Source organism: Pseudomonas vranovensis DSM 16006 (assembly GCF_000425805.1).
Lineage (GTDB): Bacteria > Pseudomonadota > Gammaproteobacteria > Pseudomonadales > Pseudomonadaceae > Aquipseudomonas > Aquipseudomonas vranovensis.
In genome coordinates this window covers 133860-153628 of record NZ_AUED01000004.1, presented here as the reverse complement: position 1 = coordinate 153628, position 19769 = coordinate 133860, and the positions used below count along the sequence as shown (strand labels likewise).

General features: G+C 62.9%; 16 protein-coding genes. 11 read left to right on the top strand and 5 right to left on the bottom strand.

What is annotated here, in order from left to right; translation table 11 throughout:
- Positions 1-10: 10 nt before the first annotated feature.
- Together H621_RS0110385 and H621_RS0110380 are read left to right on the top strand one after the other, a co-directional pair.
- Entirely contained in the window at positions 11-1180 is a 1170-nt protein-coding gene (locus tag H621_RS0110385) for an MFS transporter (protein WP_028943334.1), read from the top strand.
- 17 nt (positions 1181-1197) lie between these two features.
- A complete protein-coding gene (locus H621_RS0110380; protein WP_028943333.1) occupies positions 1198-2247 on the top strand; it encodes an alkene reductase in 1050 nt (349 codons plus the stop codon).
- A gap of 145 nt (positions 2248-2392) precedes the next feature.
- On the opposite strand, the gene H621_RS0110375 is transcribed toward H621_RS0110380, so the two are convergent.
- The 3 genes from H621_RS0110375 to H621_RS0110365 all read right to left on the bottom strand — a co-directional run bounded on the left by H621_RS0110375 (position 2393) and on the right by H621_RS0110365 (position 5256).
- Positions 2393-3232, bottom strand: coding sequence for an ATPase (locus H621_RS0110375; RefSeq protein ID WP_028943332.1), 840 nt, complete (start codon positions 3230-3232; stop codon positions 2393-2395).
- 88 nt (positions 3233-3320) lie between these two features.
- Positions 3321-4316, bottom strand: a complete 996-nt coding sequence (locus tag H621_RS0110370) for an NAD-dependent epimerase/dehydratase family protein (RefSeq protein WP_028943331.1) — start codon at positions 4314-4316, stop codon at positions 3321-3323.
- Between the two features lie 49 nt (positions 4317-4365).
- The gene (locus H621_RS0110365; protein WP_028943330.1) at positions 4366-5256 is read right to left on the bottom strand and encodes a LysR family transcriptional regulator ArgP; all 891 of its coding nucleotides are present in this window, start codon (positions 5254-5256) and stop codon (positions 4366-4368) included.
- A gap of 122 nt (positions 5257-5378) precedes the next feature.
- On the opposite strand from H621_RS0110365, the gene H621_RS0110360 reads away from it, so the two are divergent.
- The 9 genes from H621_RS0110360 to H621_RS0110320 all read left to right on the top strand — a co-directional run bounded on the left by H621_RS0110360 (position 5379) and on the right by H621_RS0110320 (position 18768).
- Positions 5379-5978, top strand: a complete 600-nt coding sequence (locus H621_RS0110360; protein WP_028943329.1) for a LysE/ArgO family amino acid transporter — start codon at positions 5379-5381, stop codon at positions 5976-5978.
- A 188-nt stretch (positions 5979-6166) separates the two neighbouring features.
- Positions 6167-6763, top strand: coding sequence for a superoxide dismutase (locus H621_RS0110355; protein ID WP_028943328.1), 597 nt, complete (start codon positions 6167-6169; stop codon positions 6761-6763).
- Between the two features lie 264 nt (positions 6764-7027).
- Positions 7028-9079: a putative bifunctional diguanylate cyclase/phosphodiesterase gene (locus H621_RS0110350; protein WP_028943327.1), complete on the top strand. Its 2052-nt coding sequence runs from the start codon at positions 7028-7030 to the stop codon at positions 9077-9079.
- A gap of 148 nt (positions 9080-9227) precedes the next feature.
- Complete coding sequence (locus tag H621_RS0110345; protein ID WP_028943326.1) at positions 9228-10559, top strand: imelysin family protein; 1332 nt, start codon at positions 9228-9230, stop codon at positions 10557-10559.
- 264 nt (positions 10560-10823) lie between these two features.
- Positions 10824-12251 carry a di-heme oxidoreductase family protein gene (locus H621_RS0110340; RefSeq protein ID WP_028943325.1) on the top strand — a complete coding sequence of 476 codons (1428 nt, stop codon included), beginning with the start codon at positions 10824-10826 and terminating at the stop codon, positions 12249-12251.
- A gap of 16 nt (positions 12252-12267) precedes the next feature.
- Entirely contained in the window at positions 12268-13332 is a 1065-nt protein-coding gene (locus H621_RS0110335) for an imelysin family protein (RefSeq protein ID WP_028943324.1), read from the top strand.
- 2 nt (positions 13333-13334) lie between these two features.
- Complete coding sequence (locus H621_RS0110330) at positions 13335-14432, top strand: DUF1513 domain-containing protein (protein ID WP_028943323.1); 1098 nt, start codon at positions 13335-13337, stop codon at positions 14430-14432.
- 123 nt (positions 14433-14555) lie between these two features.
- Complete coding sequence (locus H621_RS0110325; protein ID WP_028943322.1) at positions 14556-15707, top strand: efflux RND transporter periplasmic adaptor subunit; 1152 nt, start codon at positions 14556-14558, stop codon at positions 15705-15707.
- A gap of 13 nt (positions 15708-15720) precedes the next feature.
- Positions 15721-18768: a multidrug efflux RND transporter permease subunit gene (locus H621_RS0110320; RefSeq protein WP_028943321.1), complete on the top strand. Its 3048-nt coding sequence runs from the start codon at positions 15721-15723 to the stop codon at positions 18766-18768.
- Positions 18769-18832: 64 nt separating this feature from the next.
- On the opposite strand, the gene H621_RS0110315 is transcribed toward H621_RS0110320, so the two are convergent.
- Together H621_RS0110315 and H621_RS0110310 are read right to left on the bottom strand one after the other, a co-directional pair.
- Complete coding sequence (locus H621_RS0110315; protein ID WP_028943320.1) at positions 18833-19057, bottom strand: hypothetical protein; 225 nt, start codon at positions 19055-19057, stop codon at positions 18833-18835.
- Complete coding sequence (locus H621_RS0110310; protein WP_028943319.1) at positions 19054-19767, bottom strand: lipopolysaccharide kinase InaA family protein; 714 nt, start codon at positions 19765-19767, stop codon at positions 19054-19056. Before H621_RS0110310 ends, H621_RS0110315 begins: the two co-directional genes overlap by 4 nt.
- Positions 19768-19769: the final 2 nt, after the last annotated feature.

The window sequence follows — 19769 nt, the reverse complement described above, 5'->3', positions numbered from 1 at the left end:
GGACCTTGCAATGCCCCTTTCACTACTGATCCTGGCGCTCAGCGCCTTCGCCATCGGCACCACCGAATTCGTCATCATGGGCCTGCTGCCCGATGTGGCGGCGGACCTTGGTGTGTCGATCCCGGGCGCCGGCTGGCTGGTCACAGGCTACGCCCTGGGCGTGGCCATTGGCGCACCGTTCATGGCCCTGGCGACTTCGCGCCTGCCCCGCAAGGCGGCCCTGATCGCTCTGATGGGGGTGTTCATCGTCGGCAACCTGCTGTGCGCGGTGGCCGCCGACTACAACCTGCTGATGTTCGCCCGGGTGGTCACGGCCTTGTGCCACGGCGCCTTCTTCGGCATCGGCTCGGTGGTTGCCGCCAGCCTGGTGCCGGCCAATCGCCGTGCCTCGGCCGTAGCCCTGATGTTCACCGGCCTGACCCTGGCCAACGTACTGGGTGTACCGCTGGGGACCGCCCTGGGCCAGCTGTACGGCTGGCGCTCGACCTTCTGGGCAGTCACCGTGATCGGCGTGATTGCCTTGATCGGCCTGATCCGCTTCCTGCCGTTTCGCCATGACGAGGAAAAACTCGACATGCGCGCAGAGCTGGCCGCCCTCAAGGGCGCGGGCATCTGGCTGTCGCTGTCGATGACCGTGCTGTTCTCGGCCTCGATGTTTGCCCTGTTCACCTACGTGGCACCGCTGCTGGGCGACGTCACCGGCGTATCGCCCCAGGGCGTGACCTGGACCCTGCTGCTGATCGGCCTGGGCCTGACCCTGGGCAACATCGTCGGCGGCAAGCTGGCAGACCGGCGCCTGAGTGCGACCCTGATCGGTGTGTTCATCAGCATGGCCGTGGTGTCTACCGCGCTGAGCTGGACCAGCGCAGCCCTGATCCCGGCCGAAATAACCCTGTTCCTCTGGGCCACCGCTGCCTTCGCCGCCGTACCGGCGCTACAAGTCAACGTGGTGACCTTCGGCAAGGCGGCACCCAACCTGGTATCGACCCTGAACATTGGCGCCTTCAACCTGGGCAACGCCCTGGGTGCGTGGGTCGGCGGCACCGTCATCGCCCAGGGCCTGGGCCTGACCCGCGTGCCCCTGGCCGCCGCAGCACTGGCCGTACTGGCCCTGATCGTCACCCTGATCACCTTCAGCCAGGGCGGCAAAAACGCCGAACTGGCCCCTGCTTCTCACTGACAAGCCCAGAGGTATATATGACGACTATTTTCGATCCGATCACCCTCGGCGACCTCGAACTGCCGAACCGCATCATCATGGCGCCGCTGACCCGTTGCCGCGCAGACGAAGGCCGCGTGCCCAACGCCCTTATGGCCGAGTACTACGTACAGCGCGCCAGTGCCGGCCTGATCCTCAGCGAAGCCACCTCGGTGACTCCCATGGGCGTTGGCTACCCCGACACCCCCGGCATCTGGTCCAACGACCAGGTGCGCGGCTGGACCAACGTGACCAAGTCGGTGCATGGCGCTGGCGGACGGATCTTCCTGCAGTTGTGGCATGTGGGGCGCATTTCCCACCCGATCTACCTCGACGGCGAAACCCCGGTTGCCCCCAGTGCCATCCAGCCCAAGGGACATGTCAGCCTGGTGCGTCCGCTGGCCGACTACCCGACGCCACGCGCGCTGGAAACCGCAGAGATCGCCGACATCGTCGAGGCCTACCGCACCGGTGCCGAGAACGCCAAGGCCGCCGGTTTCGACGGAGTCGAAGTGCATGCTGCCAACGGCTACCTGCTTGACCAGTTCCTGCAGAGCAGCACCAATCAGCGCACGGACCTGTACGGTGGCTCGCTGGAAAACCGCGCCCGGCTGCTGTTGGAAGTGACGGACGCGGTGATCGACGTGTGGGGCGCACAGCGTGTCGGTGTACACCTGGCGCCTCGAGCCGACTCCCATGACATGGGCGATGCCAACCGTGCCGAAACCTTCACCTATGTGGCCCGTGAACTGGGCAAGCGCGGCATTGCCTTCATCTGCTCACGAGAGAAGGAAGCCGATGACAGCATCGGCCCATTGATCAAGGAAGCCTTCGGCGGCCCCTACATCGTCAACGAGCGCTTCACCAAGGCCAGTGCCAATGCCTCGTTGGCCAGCGGCCGGGCCGATGCGGTGGCTTTCGGCGTGCCGTTTATCGCCAACCCCGACCTGCCGGCCCGATTGGCGGCGGATGCACCACTGAACGAAGCGCACCCAGAGACCTTCTACGCCAAGGGGCCGGTCGGTTACATCGACTATCCGCGGATGTAAAACCGCCCCGCGGGACAAGGCAAGGTATCGCCTACGGCCGCTTTGCGGCCGATCGCAGCCTCGTTCCTCGGCTGCGTGTAGCCGCTGGCGGTAGCCTGCGATCGACCGCGCAGCGCTCGTGGATCAAGTCAGTTGCGCTTACGCGTCAAGGACGGGCATTGATCTGCCGCTGCAGGTTCTGCACCTGGCTCTGCAGCGTATTGATGGTCCGCGTCATCTGCGCCCGAAACGCATCGAACTCGGCCACCGACGCACCACTTGCCGTCGGCGCCGGGCGATTCTCCTGCTCGCTCTTGAGCACCAGCAGATCCTGCTCCAGGCGCTCGATGGCCGCACTCGGATTGCCCTGCTTCTTCAGATTCGCCACATCGGCGCTCAGGCTCTTGAGCTGGCCATCGAGTTTGCCGCCGTCAACCTGGGCCGCCTTCAACGCCGCCAGCTCCGCATTCACCGACTTCAACTGAGCTTGCAATTCATTCTGCAACTTGGCATTGGCCGCCTGCTGCTCACTGGCCTGGGCCAACACCTGCTCCAGGCGCTTGCCCAGATCCCCTGCCTGCCCGGCCACGCCCTGCTGCTGCTTGCCTTGCTCGGCAAGGCTGGCCTGCAGCTGCTTGATCTGCAGCTTCAGGGCTTCACTGCCGCTGTTGACGCTGGTCTCACTGGCCTCGACCTTGCCGCTGATCGCCTGCAAGCGACCGGCTGCCTCTTCGCTGATACGGGCAAAACTTTCCTGAGTAGCGACCAATTGCTGCTCCATCAGCGAGACCTGCTGGAAACTCCACCAGCCAAGGCCCGCCAGGGCGATGAACGACGCGCCAAGCAACGCCCACAACGGCCCGGTGCTGGGCGCCCGGGCCGTTTTTCGCCCAGCGCCTGCAACGACACCTCGGTCCATCGGCAGCGGCTCAAAATCATCGTCATCCCGCGTACCGGCCCGCAGGCTCGGGACATTGTCGAAATCGTCTTGAAGATCGTTACGCATGAGAGCCTTCAACCGCCGTAGTAGCAAATGGGCACTAGTATAAACCGCTTATGCGGCGCTCTGATCGACCGCAAACCAACGCCTGGGTTCAGTGCTGCGAATCCTGGGCCTTCCACCAGCCACAGAACTCGTCCAGCGCCGACCACAGGCTGACCGTCGGTCGATAGTTCAACAGATGCCGGGCGCGGCTGATATCGAGGGTGAAGTCCTTGCTCATGACCTGCATGCCCAGGCGCGACAAGGTCGGCTGCGGGCGCCCGGGCCAGAGCATGCAGGCGCCTTCGTTCAGGGCCGCCAGGCTGTAGGCCAGGCCATAGGAGCGGTAGCGCGTGACCTGTGGCAACTGCATCTGGCGCATCACATAGTTGACAACATCCCACACCGGCAGCGGATGACCGTTGCTGATGTTGTAGGCCTGACCCAAGGCTTCTTCGTCGGCGAACAGTGCGCTGAGCAGCGCTTCGTTGAGGTTCTGCACGCTGGTGAAATCGACCTTGTTCAGGCCGTTGCCGATGATGGACAGGCGACGCTTGCGCTGCATCTGCAGCAAGCGCGGGAAGATGCTCACATCCCCGGCGCCGGTAACAAAGCGCGGGCGCAAGGCCAGCACTTCAAGGCCGAACTCCTGGGCGCCGAAAACTTTCTGCTCGGCCAGGTACTTGGTGGACCCGTAGTGATCATGAAAGCGTCGTGGCACCTGATCTTCGCGAATGTCCCGTTGCGAGCGACCGTTGAAGTAGATCGAAGGCGACGACAGGTGGACCAGGCGGCGCACATGCTCTTTCAGGCAGGCCTCGACCACGTTCTCGGTGACCACTACATTGCCTTGGTAAAAATCCTGGTAGCGCCCCCAGTTGCCCACCGCGCCCGCGCAATGCACTACCGCATCGACGCCCTGGCACACACGCCGGGCCAGTTCCGGATCGCCCAGGTCCCCCGGAGTAAACTGTGCCCCGCGCCGCACCAGGTGCTCGACGCCTTCGGCACGCCGGCCATTGACCCGAACCTCAAGGCCCTGCTCCAGGGCAAAACGCGCAAAGCGCCCGCCAATGAAGCCGCTTGCGCCGGTGACCAGAATTCGCATGTACCACTCCGCCTTACCAGATTTCAGATGCTGCTGACGCCGCCAACGCCTACAAGGGCACCAGCCATTGCCGCGCCGTGTGGCGCAGATGTTCGGTCAGTTGCGCGAGCAGTTGCCCGCCATTGCGCCAATGATGCCAGTACAACGGCACATCGATGGGTTTATCCGCCGAAATTTCTACCAGGCGGCCACTGGTCAGTTGCTCCCGCACCTGCAACTCCGGCACCAGCCCCCAGCCAAGACCCGCTTCGGTCATGCGCAAGAACCCCTCGGACGACGGGCACAGGTGGTGCAGGAAGCCATCCTGGATGCCCAGGGTCGCCAGGTAGCGGTGCTGCAGGAAATCATCCGGGCCGAACACCAGCGCCGGCGCGCGCGGCAGTCGTGCAGCATCAAACCCCTGCGGGAAGTAGCGGGCCATGAACGCCGGGCTGGCCAGAGCCCGGTAACGCATTGCCCCCAACGGCAAGCTGCGTGCCCCCGCCACCGGCCGTTCACTGCCACACAGGCACGCCGCCACTTCACCGGCACGCATGCGCTTGAGTCCTACTTCCTGGTCCTCTACCACCAAGTCCAGCAGCACCTGTTGCTCGGCACAAAAGGCACCCACCGCGCCGGCCCACCAGGTCGCCAGACTGTCGGCGTTCAGGGCGATGCGCAGGCGTTCGGGCATGCCCTCCTCGTTCAGCGCCGGCACCTGGCTTTGCAGGTCGCGCTCGAGCAGGCGCACTTGCTGCACATGGTTTAGCAACTGACGCCCGACATCAGTAGGGCTGGGCGGGTTGGCCCGTATCAGCACCGGTTGCCCAACCCGCGCTTCGAGCAATTTGATGCGCTGGGAAATCGCCGACTGCGACAGCCCCAACACCTGGGCGGCACGCTCGAATCCCGCCTGTTCGATGACGGCGGCGAGCGCTGAAAGCAGTTTGTAATCGAACATTATTTTTCCTAATGCCGGATCAGCTTTATTTGTTTTTCTTATACAGATCCAGCCCCCAGAATGGCCAGCATCTTCTTTGGTTTTAAGCGCCGCGTCCTGCTGGCGCCTGCGGAGTGTCCCCTATGTGGCAAAGCTACCTGAACGGCCTGCTGGTCGCCTTCGGCCTGATCATGGCAATCGGCACCCAGAACGCTTTCGTCCTGGCCCAGAGCCTGCGCCGTGAACATCACCTGCCGGTGGCCGCCCTGTGCGTGTTCTGTGACGCCCTTCTGGTCGCTGCCGGGGTGTTCGGCCTGGCCACGGTACTGGCCCAGAACCCGACCTTGCTGGCCGTGGCCCGTTGGGGGGGCGCTGTGTTCCTGATCTGGTACGGCAGCAAGGCGCTGCTGCGCGCCTGCTCGACCCAGAGCCTGCAACAGACGGAAGGCCAGGGCCTGCGCTCGCGCCGGGCCGTGCTGCTCAGCGCTCTGGCGGTTACCTTGCTCAACCCGCACGTATACCTCGACACCGTCCTGCTGATCGGCTCGCTGGGTGCCCAGCAGGCTGTGCCGGGTGCCTATGTGGCCGGCGCTGCCAGTGCCTCGCTGCTGTGGTTCTTCACCCTGGCGCTGGGCGCGGCCTGGCTGGCCCCCTGGTTGGCACGTCCCGGCACCTGGCGCCTGCTCGACCTGATGGTGGCGGTGATGATGTTCGCCGTGGCGGCCCAGTTGATCCTCACCTGAACACCACTCGTCTGGCGGTGGCGAAGGCTCTGGAACCTCTTTCCCGTACACTTGTTGCGTGGTTATGCCCAGGGCCCGGTGCTATGATCCTGCCCTTGCGTCGCAAAGAGTAAAAACTCCCCGACGCACTCCGGCCGCCCGTGATCGGCCTTGCGCTCACCGCAACAGACCTGATTAGGAGAATCACCATGGCTTTTGAATTGCCGCCGCTGCCTTACGCACACGACGCCCTGCAGCCGCATATTTCCAAGGAAACCCTGGAATACCACCACGACAAGCACCACAACACCTATGTCGTGAACCTGAACAACCTGGTGCCAGGCACCGAGTTCGAAGGCAAGACCCTGGAAGAGATCGTCAAGACCTCCTCGGGCGGTATCTTCAACAACGCCGCTCAAGTCTGGAACCACACCTTCTACTGGAACTGCCTGGCCCCTAACGCCGGCGGCCAACCAACCGGCGCCCTGGCTGAAGCCATCAACGCTGCGTTCGGTTCTTTCGACAAGTTCAAGGAAGAGTTCACCAAGACTTCCGTCGGCACCTTCGGTTCCGGCTGGGGCTGGCTGGTGAAGAAGGCTGACGGTTCCCTGGCCCTGGCCAGCACCATCGGTGCCGGTTGCCCGCTGACCAGCGGCGACACCCCACTGCTGACCTGCGACGTCTGGGAGCACGCCTACTACATCGACTACCGCAACCTGCGTCCAAAGTATGTCGAGGCATTCTGGAACCTGGTCAACTGGACGTTCGTCGCTGAGCAGTTCGAAGGCAAGACCTTCACTGCCTAAGCGAAACCAGTGATAAAAAACCCGGCCAGTCCGGGTTTTTTTTCGCCTGCCCCAACCCCTGAGGTTCTTGCTCCAGGCGGATACCGCGCTAACATCAAACGTTGGGAAGGATAATTCCCGCAATTAAAGTCGCAAGGTCGGGAACCGATACAGAGGTGACAGGACATCGACGCCGGAAGGGGGTCGGGCTCTGCCAACGGCTGATAGTGGATTGCCAAGATTGATGGCAAAATGATGCCGCGCGCATGGATTAAGGAAACCCCATTGAAGCTGGAACTCAAGAACAGCTTATCGGTCAAGTTGCTCAGGGTTGTACTGCTCTCGGCACTGGTGGTCGGTGTCGTCCTCAGTTGTGCGCAGATCGTCTTCGATGCCTACAAGACTCGTCAGGCAGTGGCCAACGACGCCCAGCGAATCCTCGACATGTTCCGCGACCCCTCCACCCAGGCCGTCTACAGCCTGGACAAGGAAATGGGCATGCAGGTCATGGAAGGGTTGTTTCAGGATGAGTCGGTGCGCATGGCCTCCATCGGCCATCCCAATGAAACCATGCTGGCGGAGAAAAACCGTCCGCTGCAGGAATCCCCGACTCGCTGGCTGACCGACCTGATCCTGGGCCAGGAACGCACCTTTACCACGCAACTGGTGGGCCGCGGCCCCTATAGCGAATACTACGGCGACCTGAGCATCACCCTGGACACTGCCAGCTACGGCAAAGGGTTTCTGGTCAACTCGGTGATCATCTTCATTTCCGGGGTACTGCGCGCCTTGGCCATGGGCCTGGTGCTGTACCTGGTCTACCACTGGATGCTGACCAAACCGCTGTCGAAGATCATCGAGCACCTCACCCAGATCAACCCCGACCGCCCCAGCCAGCACCAGATTCCGCTGATCAAGGGCCACGAACGCAACGAACTGGGGCTATGGGTCAACACGGCCAACCAGTTGCTGGCCTCCATCGAGCGCAACACCCATCTGCGCCATGAGGCCGAGAACAGTCTGCTGCGCATGGCCCAGTACGACTTTCTCACCGGCCTGCCCAATCGCCAGCAACTGCAACAGCAACTGGACAAGATCCTGGTCGATGCCGGCCGCCTGCAGCGCCGGGTGGCCGTACTGTGTGTCGGCCTTGACGACTTCAAGGGCATCAACGAGCAATTCAGCTATCAGACCGGTGACCAATTGCTGCTGGCCCTGGCCGATCGCCTGCGTGCCCACAGTGGCAGGCTCGGCGCCCTGGCGCGCCTGGGTGGCGATCAGTTTGCACTGGTGCAGGCCGATATCGAACAACCCTACGAGGCGGCGGAACTGGCCCAGAGCATCCTCGATGACCTGGAGGCGCCCTTCGCCCTCGACCACCAGGAAATCCGCCTGCGCGCCACCATCGGCATCACCCTGTTCCCCGAAGACGGCGACAGCACCGAGAAGCTGCTGCAAAAAGCCGAACAGACCATGACCCTGGCCAAGACTCGCTCGCGCAATCGCTACCAGTTTTATATCGCCAGCGTCGACAGCGAGATGCGCCGCCGTCGCGAACTGGAAAAAGACCTGCGCGAAGCCCTGCCACGCAACCAGTTGTACCTGGTGTATCAACCGCAAATAAGCTACCGCGACCAGCGTGTGGTCGGCGTCGAAGCCCTGTTGCGCTGGCAACATCCGGAATTGGGCATGGTCCCGCCTGACCAGTTCATTCCCCTGGCCGAGCAGAACGGCAACATCATCAGCATTGGTGAGTGGGTGCTCGACCAGGCGTGCCGGCAATTGCGCGAATGGCACGACCAGGGCTTCAGCGAATTGCGCATGGCGGTCAATCTGTCGACAGTGCAACTGCACCACAATGAACTACCGCGGGTGGTCAACAACCTGCTGCAGATCTACCGCCTGCCGCCGCGCAGCCTGGAGCTGGAAGTCACCGAGACCGGCCTGATGGAAGACATCAGCACCGCCGCCCAGCACCTGCTGAGCCTGCGTCGTTCCGGCGCCCTGATTGCCATCGACGACTTCGGTACCGGCTACTCCTCGCTCAGCTATTTGAAATCGCTGCCGCTGGACAAGATCAAGATCGACAAGAGCTTCGTCCAGGACCTGCTCGATGACGACGACGATGCCACCATCGTTCGCGCCATCATCCAGCTGGGCAAGAGCCTGGGCATGCAGGTCATCGCCGAGGGCGTGGAAACCGCAGAGCAGGAAGCCTACATCATTGCCCAGGGCTGCCACGAAGGTCAGGGCTACCACTACAGCAAGCCCTTGCCCGCACGGGAGCTGACAGCCTTCCTCAAGCAGGCGCAACGCAACCAGCTTTCAATTCTGTAACCCCCACCGGCATTGAGCAAACGGGCATAACCACGCATTTGAATATTTACGTGACTGCCCCTTTACACAAAATGCAAATCTTTCGCATTATGTTGCAGCTTTGCGTACCCCGGTACGCGTGTCCAACCTCTCGACGCAGGAATTCACCATGATTCGTATGCCTCTGGCCACCGCCAGTCTGTTGGCCATTGCCATCTCTCTCGCCGGTTGCGGCGACGACAAGGACAAGGCCGCCGCACCGCAAGCCCAAGCGCCTGCCGCCAGCGCAGCGGCACCGGCTGCTGGTGCCGTCGACGAGGCCGCCGCCAAGGCCGTGGTCAAGCACTACGCCGACATGGTCCACGCCGTGTACAGCGACTCGTTGAGCACCGCGAAAACCCTGCAGACCGCCATCGATGCCTTCCTCGCCAAACCCAACGACGAAACCCTGAAAGCCGCCAAGGCCGCCTGGGTAGCTGCGCGCGTTCCATACCTGCAGAGCGAAGTGTTCCGCTTCGGCAACACCATCGTCGACGACTGGGAAGGCCAAGTGAACGCCTGGCCGCTGGACGAAGGCCTGATCGACTACGTCGACGCCAGCTACGAGCACGCCCTGGGTAACCCGGGTGCTTCGGCCAACATCATCGCCAACACAGAAATCCAGGTTGGCGAAGACAAGATCGACGTCAAGGAAATCACCCCGGAGAAACTCGCCAGCCTCAACGAGCTGGGCGGTTCCGAAGCCAACGTTGCCACCGGCTACCACGCCATCGAATTCCTGCTCTGGGGCCAGGACCTGAACGGCACCGGCCCAGGCGCCGGCGCCCGTCCTGCCTCCGACTACCTGGAAGGCCAAGGCGCCACTGGCGGCCACAACGAGCGCCGCCGCGCCTACCTCAAGGCCGTGACCCAACTGCTGGTCAGCGACCTTGAAGAAATGGTCGGCAACTGGGCGCCGAACGTCGCCACCAACTACCGCGCCACCCTCGAAGCCGAGCCTGTCACCGACGGCCTGCGCAAAATGCTGTTCGGCATGGGCAGCCTGTCGCTGGGCGAACTGGCGGGCGAGCGCATGAAGGTTTCCCTGGAAGCCAACTCCCCTGAAGACGAACACGACTGCTTCAGCGACAACACCCACTACTCGCACTTCTACGACGCCAAGGGCATCCGCAACGTCTACCTGGGCGAGTACCTGCGCGCCGACGGCACCAAGATGACCGGCCCGAGCCTGTCGTCACTGGTCGCCAAGATCGACCCGGCCACCGACGCCACCCTCAAGGCCGACCTCGAAGCCACTGAAGCGAAGATCCAGGTCATCGTCGATCACGCCAACAAGGGTGAGCACTACGACCAGCTGATCGCTGCCGACAACACCGCCGGCAACCAGATCGTGCGCGACGCCATCGCCTCGCTGGTCAAGCAGACCGGTGCCATCGAGCAGGCTGCAGGCAAGCTGGGCATTGCCAACCTGAACCCGGATACTGCTGATCACGAGTTCTGATACTGCGGCTGGGCAAAAAAGGCGACCTTCAGGTCGCCTTTTTTCTGCGCAGAACAAACTGAAGGCGCGGGCTTGCCCCGCGATGGCCAGTAAAGCCAACACATTCGCTATCGCCTGAATTGCTCATCGCGGGGCAAGCCCGCTCCTTCAGCACGCCCCCAGATAACACCGATTTCATCTGCCAAACGCAAATCCCTCTTATTCGATGTCCCTTAGCCTGCTAAGCTTGCACGCCGGTTTTTACCCCAAGCCCCAGGATTGTCGATGTCCTCGTTGCTTCACCGCCTAAGTCCCCTGCTGCTGGCCATCAGCCTGGCAGGCTGCGACGACGCCCCGCGTTTCACCCAGGCCGAGCCCGGCGAAGCCCTGGGCGGCGGCAAGACGACGGTCAACAAACGCGACCAGAATGCTTATTCCATGCCTTCCGCCAACCTCGCGCCCAGCCGGCGCCTGGACTTCAGCGTCGGCAACAGCTTCTTTCGCAACCCCTGGGTCATCGCCCCCGCCACCACCACCGCCCGTGACGGCCTGGGGCCACTGTTCAACACCAACGCCTGCCAGAACTGCCACATCAAAGACGGCCGCGGCCACCCACCTGGCCCCAACGCCAAGCACGCCGTGTCGATGCTGGTGCGCCTGTCGATTCCCGACCAGCCCCAATACGCCAAGGTCATCGAACAACTGGGCATCGTTCCCGAACCGGTCTACGGCGGCCAGTTCCAGGACATGGCCGTGCCCGGCGTAGCCCCCGAAGGCAAGGTGCGGGTCGAGTATTCCCCGGTGCCGGTCACCTTCAAGGACGGCACCACCGTGGAACTGCGCCAGCCCACGCTGAAGATCACCCAACTGGGTTATGGGCCCATGCACCCCGACACGCGTTTGTCCGCCCGCGTCGCCCCGCCGATGATCGGCCTGGGCCTGCTCGAAGCCATCCCCGAGGCTGCACTGTTGGCCAATGCCGACCCCGATGACCGCAACGGCGATGGCATCCGTGGCCGGCCCAACCAGGTATGGGACGATGCCCAGGGCAAGACCGTCATGGGCCGCTTTGGCTGGAAGGCCGGGCAACCCAACGTCAACCAGCAGAACGTGCATGCGTTCTCCGGCGACATGGGCCTGACCACCCGCCTGCGGCCGATGGACGACTGCACCCCGGCCCAGCTCGACTGCCTCAATGCGCCCAGCGGCAACGGAGCCAATGGCGATCAGGAAGTCAGCGAAAACATCCTGCGCCTGGTGCTGTTCTACACCCGCAACCTGGCGGTGCCGATCCGCCAGGACGTCGACTCGCCCCAGGTGCTGGCCGGCAAGAACCTGTTCCACCAGGCCGGTTGCCAAAGCTGCCACACGCCACGCTTCACCACCGCTGCCGATGTCGCCGAACCGGAGCTGGCCAATCAGTTGATTCGTCCCTACAGCGACCTGCTGTTGCACGACATGGGCCCAGGCCTTGCCGATAACCGCACCGAGTTCAAGGCCGGCGGCCAGGACTGGCGTACGCCCCCCTTGTGGGGTATCGGCCTGACCCAGACCGTCAGCGGTCACACCCAGTTACTTCACGATGGCCGCGCCCGCAACCTGCTCGAAGCCGTGCTCTGGCACGGCGGCGAAGCCGAAGCGGCCAAGCAGCATGTCTTGACCTTCAATGCCGAGCAACGCGCCGCGTTGCTGGCGTTCCTGAATTCACTTTAAGTCAAAGGAGCCGGGCATGTTCCGACCCAAACTGTTGTTCACAAGCCTCGCCGCCCTTGCCCTGGGCGCCTGCTCGCCGCAAGACCCGCAAGCTGTGACCTCGGCCGCCATCGCCAAGCAGGTGATCCTGCCAACCTACAGCCGCTGGGTCGAAGCCGACCGCCAGTTGGCCGTCAGCGCCCTGGCATTCTGTGAAGGCAAGGCTGACCTTGCCACCGCCCGTGCCGACTTCCTCCACGCGCAAAAAGCCTGGGCAGAACTGCAACCGTTGTTGATCGGCCCGCTGGCTGAAGGCAACCGCGCCTGGCAGGTACAGTTCTGGCCAGACAAGAAGAACCTGGTCGGCCGTCAGGTCGAGCAACTGGTCAATGGCGACAAGCCGGTCGATGCCGCCTCCCTGGCCAAGTCCAGTGTCGTGGTGCGCGGTCTCTCCGCCTACGAATACATCCTCTTCGACAGCAAGCCCGACGCTGCCAATGCCGAGCAGAAAGCCCGCTACTGCCCGCTGCTGGTCGCCATTGGCGAGCACCAGAAGGCCCTGGCCGAAGAGATCCTCAAAGGCTGGAACAACACCGACGGCATGCTCGCGCAGATGACCAAGTTCCCCAACCAGCGCTATGCCGACTCACACGAAGCCATCGCCGACCTGCTGCGTGCCCAGGTCACCGCCCTGGATACCCTGAAGAAAAAACTCGGCGCCCCCATGGGCCGCCTGAGCAAAGGCATCCCGCAGCCGCTGCAGGCCGAAGCCTGGCGCAGCCACTCCTCGCTCAAGAGCCTGGAAGCCAGCCTGAAAGCAGCACAGACCGTCTGGGTCGGTGTCGACAACCAGGGCCTGCGTGGCCTGCTGGGCAAAGACCAGAAGGCCCTGGCCGACAAGATCGACGCCGCCTACGCCAGCGCCCTGAAGTTGCTGGCCGACAACCAAAAGCCATTGGGCGAACTGCTCGCGGACGAAGCCGGTCGCCAGCAGCTCAATGCGATCTACGACAGCCTCAACGTTGTCCACCGCCTGCATGAAGGCGAGCTGGCCAAGGCGCTGGGCATCCAGCTGGGCTTCAATGCCAACGACGGTGACTGATCATGTTGCGACGCCAGGCTCTCAAACTCGGTAGCGTTCTCCTCAGCGCCCTCACCCTGGGCGGCTGGACCCTGTTTCGCGGCAAGGACAGCGGCCCGCTGCTGCTCTCGGCCCGCGATGACGGCGATGGCAAGCACTACGCCGTCGGCTATCGCCTGGACGGCACCCAGGTGTTCGCCACCGAGGTTGGCCAGCGTTGCCACGACATCATCAACCACCCCGGGTTGCCCATTGCCCTGTTCGTGGCCCGACGTCCCGGCACCGAAAGCTACCTGGTCGACCTGCGCGATGGTCGCCTGTTGCAGACCATCACCTCGCAGCCGAACCGGCACTTCTACGGGCATGCGGTCATCCACAAGAGCGGCGAATGGCTGTACGCCACCGAGAACGACACGACCGACCCTGGTCGTGGCGTGCTCGGTGTCTACCGTTTTGACGGCGAGCGCCTGGCCTATAGCGGCGAGATCTCGACCCACGGCATCGGCCCGCACCAGGTGTCGTGGATGCCCGATGGCGAAACCCTCGTAGTGGCCAACGGCGGCATTCGTACCGAGGCCGAAAGCCGGGTAGAGATGAATCTCGACGCCATGGAACCGAGCCTGGTGCTGATGCAGCGCGATGGCACCCTGCTGAGCAAGGAAATACTGCCCCAGCAGATGAACAGCGTGCGTCACCTGGCCATTGCCAGCGACGGCACCATCGTCGCCGGGCAGCAGTTCATGGGCAGCGGCGATGAAACCGCCGAGCTGTTGGCGATCAAGCGTCCGGGGCAAGCATTCCAGGCCTTTGATGTGCCCGAACAGCAGTTGCAGTCGATGGCCAATTACACCGCCAGCGTCGCCATTCACAGCGAACTGCGCCTGGTCGCCCTGACCGCGCCACGGGCCAACCGCCTGTTCATCTGGGACCTGGACACCGCACAGGTGCGCCTCGATGCACCAATGCCCGACTGCGCCGGCGTCGGCGCGGTAGCCGACGGTTTTGTCGTCACGTCGGGCCAAGGTCGCTGCCGACTGTATGACTGCCGCAAGGCCGAACTGATCGGCCAACCCCTGCAACTGCCCTCCGGACTGTGGGACAACCACCTGCACCTGGCCTGAAACAACCCGGGAACAGAGAGTTCCCAAAGCCGGTCAAACGCGTAATATTCGCTACATCGCACGTGGGCAGGAACGCCCGCAGTCGTGCCGTCGAACAATAAATCGTATCCAAGGAACTGGACTATGCTGCGCCGCCGCATGCTGATCATGTTGGGTATTGTTCTGCTGCTCGTGCTGGTCCTGGGGGGCTACAAGGCGTTCTCCATTTATCAGCAGATCCAGATGTTCTCGGCCCCCAAGCCTCCCATCAGCGTGGCGGCGGCCGAGTCCAGCGAGCGCATGTGGCAAAATCGCCTGCCTGCGGTGGGCAGCCTTACCGCCCTGCAAGGGGTCGACCTGAGCCTGGAGATCGCCGGCACGGTCAAGACCCTGCAGTTCGAGTCCGGGCAACAGGTGCGCAAGGGCCAGCCCTTGCTGCAACTGGACAGCGACGTCGAAACAGCCCTGCTTGGCACCGCCCTGGCAGACCTTGGCCTGGCCCAGGTGGACTTCAACCGCGGTAGCCAACTGGTGGGCAGCCAGGCGATTTCCCGCGGCGAGTACGACCGTCTCAATGCCCAGTACAAGCGCAGCAAGGCGGTGGTCGACCAGCTCAAGGCGTCCCTGGCCAAAAAAAGCATCAACGCCCCCTTCAGCGGCACCATCGGCATCCGCCAGGTGGACGTCGGCGACTACCTGGCCAGCGGTACGGTGATCGCTACCCTGCAAGACCTGAGCAGCCTGTATGTGGACTTCTTCGTGGCCGAACAGGCAGTTCCCACGTTGAGCATCGGCCAACAGGTGCTGGTCAGCGTCGCGGCCTACCCGCACCAGACCTTCCCCGGCACCATCAGCGCCATTAACCCCAAGGTCGAAGACAGCACCCGCAACGTGCAGGTACGCGCGACCCTGGCCAACCCCGAGGGCAAGCTGCTGCCCGGCATGTTCAGCAGCCTGCAGGTGCTGCTGCCCGACCCTGGGCCACAGATTGTGGTACCCGAAAGCGCCGTGACCTACACCCTGTACGGCAACTCGGTGTATGTGGCCATGCCGAAAAAGAACGAAGACGGCCAGCCGCAAAAAAACGCCGATGGCCAGCCCGAACTGATCGCCGAGCGACGCTTCGTCGATACCGGCGAGCGCCGCGATGGTCTGGTGGTCATCAGCAAGGGCCTCAAAGCCGGTGAGCAGGTGGTGACCGCCGGCCAGTTGAAACTGACCCAGGGCGCGTCGATCACCATCAGCCCGGACAAGACCCTGAAACCACCGCCCAACAACTCGGCGCACGCCAACTGATCGAGGATGCGTCATGGCCTTTACCGATCCGTTCATCCGCCGGCCGGTGCTGGCCAGCGTTGTCAGCCTGTTGATCGTGCTGCTGGGCTTCCAGGCCTGGAGCAAGCTGCCCATCCGCCAGTACCCGCAGATGGAAAACGCCCTGATCACCGTGACCACCGCCTACCCTGGCGCCAACGCCGAAACCATCCAGGGGTACATCACCCAACCCATGCAGCAGAGCCTGGCCAGCGCCGAGGGCATCGACTATATGACCTCGGTAAGCCGGCAGAACTTCTCGGTGATTTCGGTCTACGCGCGCATCGGTGCCGACAGCGACCGGCTGTTCACCGAGCTGCTGGCCAAGGCCAACGAGGTGAAGAACAAGCTGCCCCAGGACGCCGAGGACCCCGTACTGAGCAAGGAAGCCGCCGATGCGTCGGCGCTGATGTACATCAGCTTCTACAGCGGCGAAATGAGCAACCCGCAGATCACCGACTATTTGTCGCGGGTTATCCAGCCCAAGCTGGCCACCCTGCCCGGCATGGCCGAAGCGGAGATTCTCGGTAACCAGTTGTTTGCCATGCGCCTGTGGATCGACCCGGTGAAGCTGGCCGGCTACGGCCTGAGCGCCAACGAAGTGACCGACGCAGTGCGCCGCTACAACTTCCTCTCGGCCGCCGGCGAGATCAAGGGTGAGTACATCGTCACCAGCATCAATGCCACCACCGAGCTGAAGACGGCCGAAGCCTTTGCCAACATTCCGCTCAAGACCAGCGGCGACAGCAGGGTGCTGCTCGGTGATGTGGCGCGGGTGGAGATGGGCGCGGAAAACTACGACACCGTGAGCTCGTTCGACGGCACCCCTTCGGTGTACATCGGCATCAAGGCCACGCCCGGCGCCAACCCGCTGGACGTGATCAAGGAAGTGCGCAAGCTGATGCCCGAGCTGGAAAGCCAGCTGCCGCCCAATCTGAAAGCCTCCATCGCCTACGACGCCACCCTGTTCATCCAGGCGTCCATCGACGAGGTGGTCAAGACCCTGGTCGAGGCGGTGCTGATCGTTATCGTCGTGGTGTTCCTGTTCCTCGGCGCCTTGCGTTCCGTACTGATCCCGGTGGTCACCATTCCGTTGTCGATGATTGGCGTACTGTTCTTCATGCAACTGATGGGCTACTCGCTCAACCTGCTGACCTTGCTGGCGATGGTGCTGGCCATCGGCCTGGTGGTGGACGATGCCATCGTTGTAGTGGAAAACATCCACCGCCACATCGAAGAGGGCAAGACGCCCTTCGAGGCGGCCCTTGAGGGTGCGCGGGAGATTGCCATGCCGGTGGTGTCGATGACCATCACCCTGGCAGCGGTCTACGCCCCTATCGGCTTCCTGGAGGGCCTCACGGGGGCATTGTTCAAGGAGTTCGCCCTCACCCTGGCCGGCGCGGTGATTATTTCCGGCATCGTTGCCCTGACCCTGTCGCCAATGATGTGCGCGATGCTCCTGCGTCATGAGCACAACCCCAGCGGTCTGGCCCACCGCCTGGACAACCTGTTCGAAGGTCTCAAGGTGCGTTACCAGAAGCTCTTGCATGCCACCCTGAACACCCGGCCGGTGGTGCTGGTGTTCGCGGTGATCGTGCTGTGCCTGATTCCGGTGTTCTTGATGTTCACCAAGAACGAGCTGGCACCGGATGAAGACCAGGGCGTCATCTTCATGATGGCCACGGCGCCACAGCCGACCAATCTGGATTACCTCAGTACCTACACCGACGAGTTCATCGACATATTCAAGGCGTTCCCGGAGTACTACTCCTCGTTCCAGATCAACGGCTTCAACGGAGTGCAATCGGGTATCGGCGGCTTCCTGCTCAAGCCCTGGAACGAGCGCGACCGTACCCAGATGGAATTGCTGCCATTGGTACAAAGCAAACTCGAAGGCATTGCCGGTCTGCAGATCTTCGGTTTCAACCTGCCTTCGCTGCCGGGCACGGGCGAAGGCCTGCCCTTCCAGTTCGTGATCAATACGGCCAATGACTACGAATCGCTGCTGGAGGTGGCTGAACGGGTCAAGGAACGCGCCCAGGCGTCGGGCAAGTTCGCCTTCCTCGACATCGACCTGGCCTTCGACAAGCCCGAGGTGGTGGTCGATATCGATCGGGCCAAGGCCGCGCAAATGGGGGTGTCGATGGATGCGCTGGGGGGGACGCTGGCAACCCTGCTGGGGGAGGCAGAGATCAACCGCTTTACCATCGACGGGCGCAGCTACAAGGTCATTGCCCAGGTCGAGCGGCCCTATCGCGACAACCCCGACTGGTTGAGCAACTACTACGTCAAGAACCAGCAGGGGCAGATGCTGCCGCTCTCGACCCTGATCACCCTCAGTGACCGCGCGCGACCGCGCCAGCTCAACCAGTTCCAGCAACTGAACGCGGCGATCATCCAGGGTTTTCCCATGGTCAGCATGGGCGAAGCCCTGGAGACAGTGCATGACATCGCCCGTGAAGAAGCACCGGAAGGTTATACCTTCGACTACGCCGGGGCGGCGCGCCAGTTCGTGCAGGAAGGCCGTGCACTGTGGACCACCTTCGGCCTGGCCCTGGCGATCATCTACCTGGTGCTGGCTGCTCAGTTCGAGAGTTTCCGCGACCCGCTGGTGATCCTGGTGACAGTGCCGCTGTCGATCTGCGGCGCGCTGATCCCGCTGTTCCTGGGCATCTCGAGCATGAATATCTACACCCAGGTCGGCCTGGTGACACTGATCGGCCTGATCAGCAAGCACGGCATTCTGGTGGTCGAGTTCGCCAACCTGTTGCGCCAGCAAAAAGGCCTGAGCGCCCGTGAAGCCGTGGAAGAAGCGGCGGCGATTCGCTTGCGCCCGGTATTGATGACCACGGCAGCCATGGTGTTTGGCATGGTGCCGCTGATTCTGGCCACCGGTGCCGGGGCGGTCAGCCGCTTCGATATCGGTACGGTGATTGCCACCGGGATGTCGGTGGGCACGTTGTTCACCCTGTTCGTGCTGCCTTGCGTCTATACCCTGCTGGCCCGGGCCGACGTACCCCAGGCGCAGGCGCAAGCCGCCTGAAGCTGCAGATGCAAAAAGGCCTCGTCACTGACGAGGCCTTTTTCGTGCTCAAGCATTCAATGAATCACTGGGAACGCAACCCCTGACTCATACCGAACAGGAACAGCAACAGGTCCTGATCGGGTTGTGCAGTGGACTGGCTCTTAACCACGCGCGGTAGCGGACACTGGGAGGCAGGATCGACCTTGCTCACTACCTGCGGGCGCGGTTCTTCCCAGGCAGCCGCCGCAGCCGTAGCCACTGCCAGTGCCAACACCAGAAACAAACCTCGAGCTATTTCTAGTTTCATTGCTCTAAACCTTTGACAGCGCTGCCAAACGCCACTTTGTAAAAGTAGAGCAGCTTTTGCCACTCCGCGTCATTGAATGACGAATGGCGGCGCAGTTGCTTCAGGTCGTTGGCAGCGGCGCGATGGCAGCTGATACGCCGCCGGCACTTCTCAAGGTCCAGCAGGGCCACTTCTGCCCGGGCCTGATCACCCTCGCCGATCACCTTGATGAACACATGCTTGCCGTACAGGCAACCATGTTGCCAATGGCCACGGTGCATGCGAGCCAGATTGGCGGCCAGGTCCTGCAGCATGCTGTCGTGCAGCGCTTCGCCATAACGCTCGCGTGCGCCCTTTTCATACCAGCTGTCGCAATCTTCGAAGCCGTCCAGGGCCTTGCTGACCAGCAGGGCCCGCCACTGCCGATCGGCGTCACGCTCCACACCGCAATACACGATGTGTGGAACCCGCACGCCCAGTTGCTCGAAGCTGTTGATTGCATCGTATTCGCGCAGCACCGTCGGCCGCCCGAACGGGTGCAGGAAACTGCGGTAGATGTGCCCAACCTGACGCTTGGAATACAGCAGTTGCCCGCTTTCGTCGTTCAACCGCTGCACGCCACTTTCACCACCCCGGCGCTGGTTGGGCGCTTCCACCCATTCACCTTGTTGCTGCCAGAAATGGTCGAACCGGCTATTGCCCGTCAATGTTCCTGAACGCTCTACCGCCATGC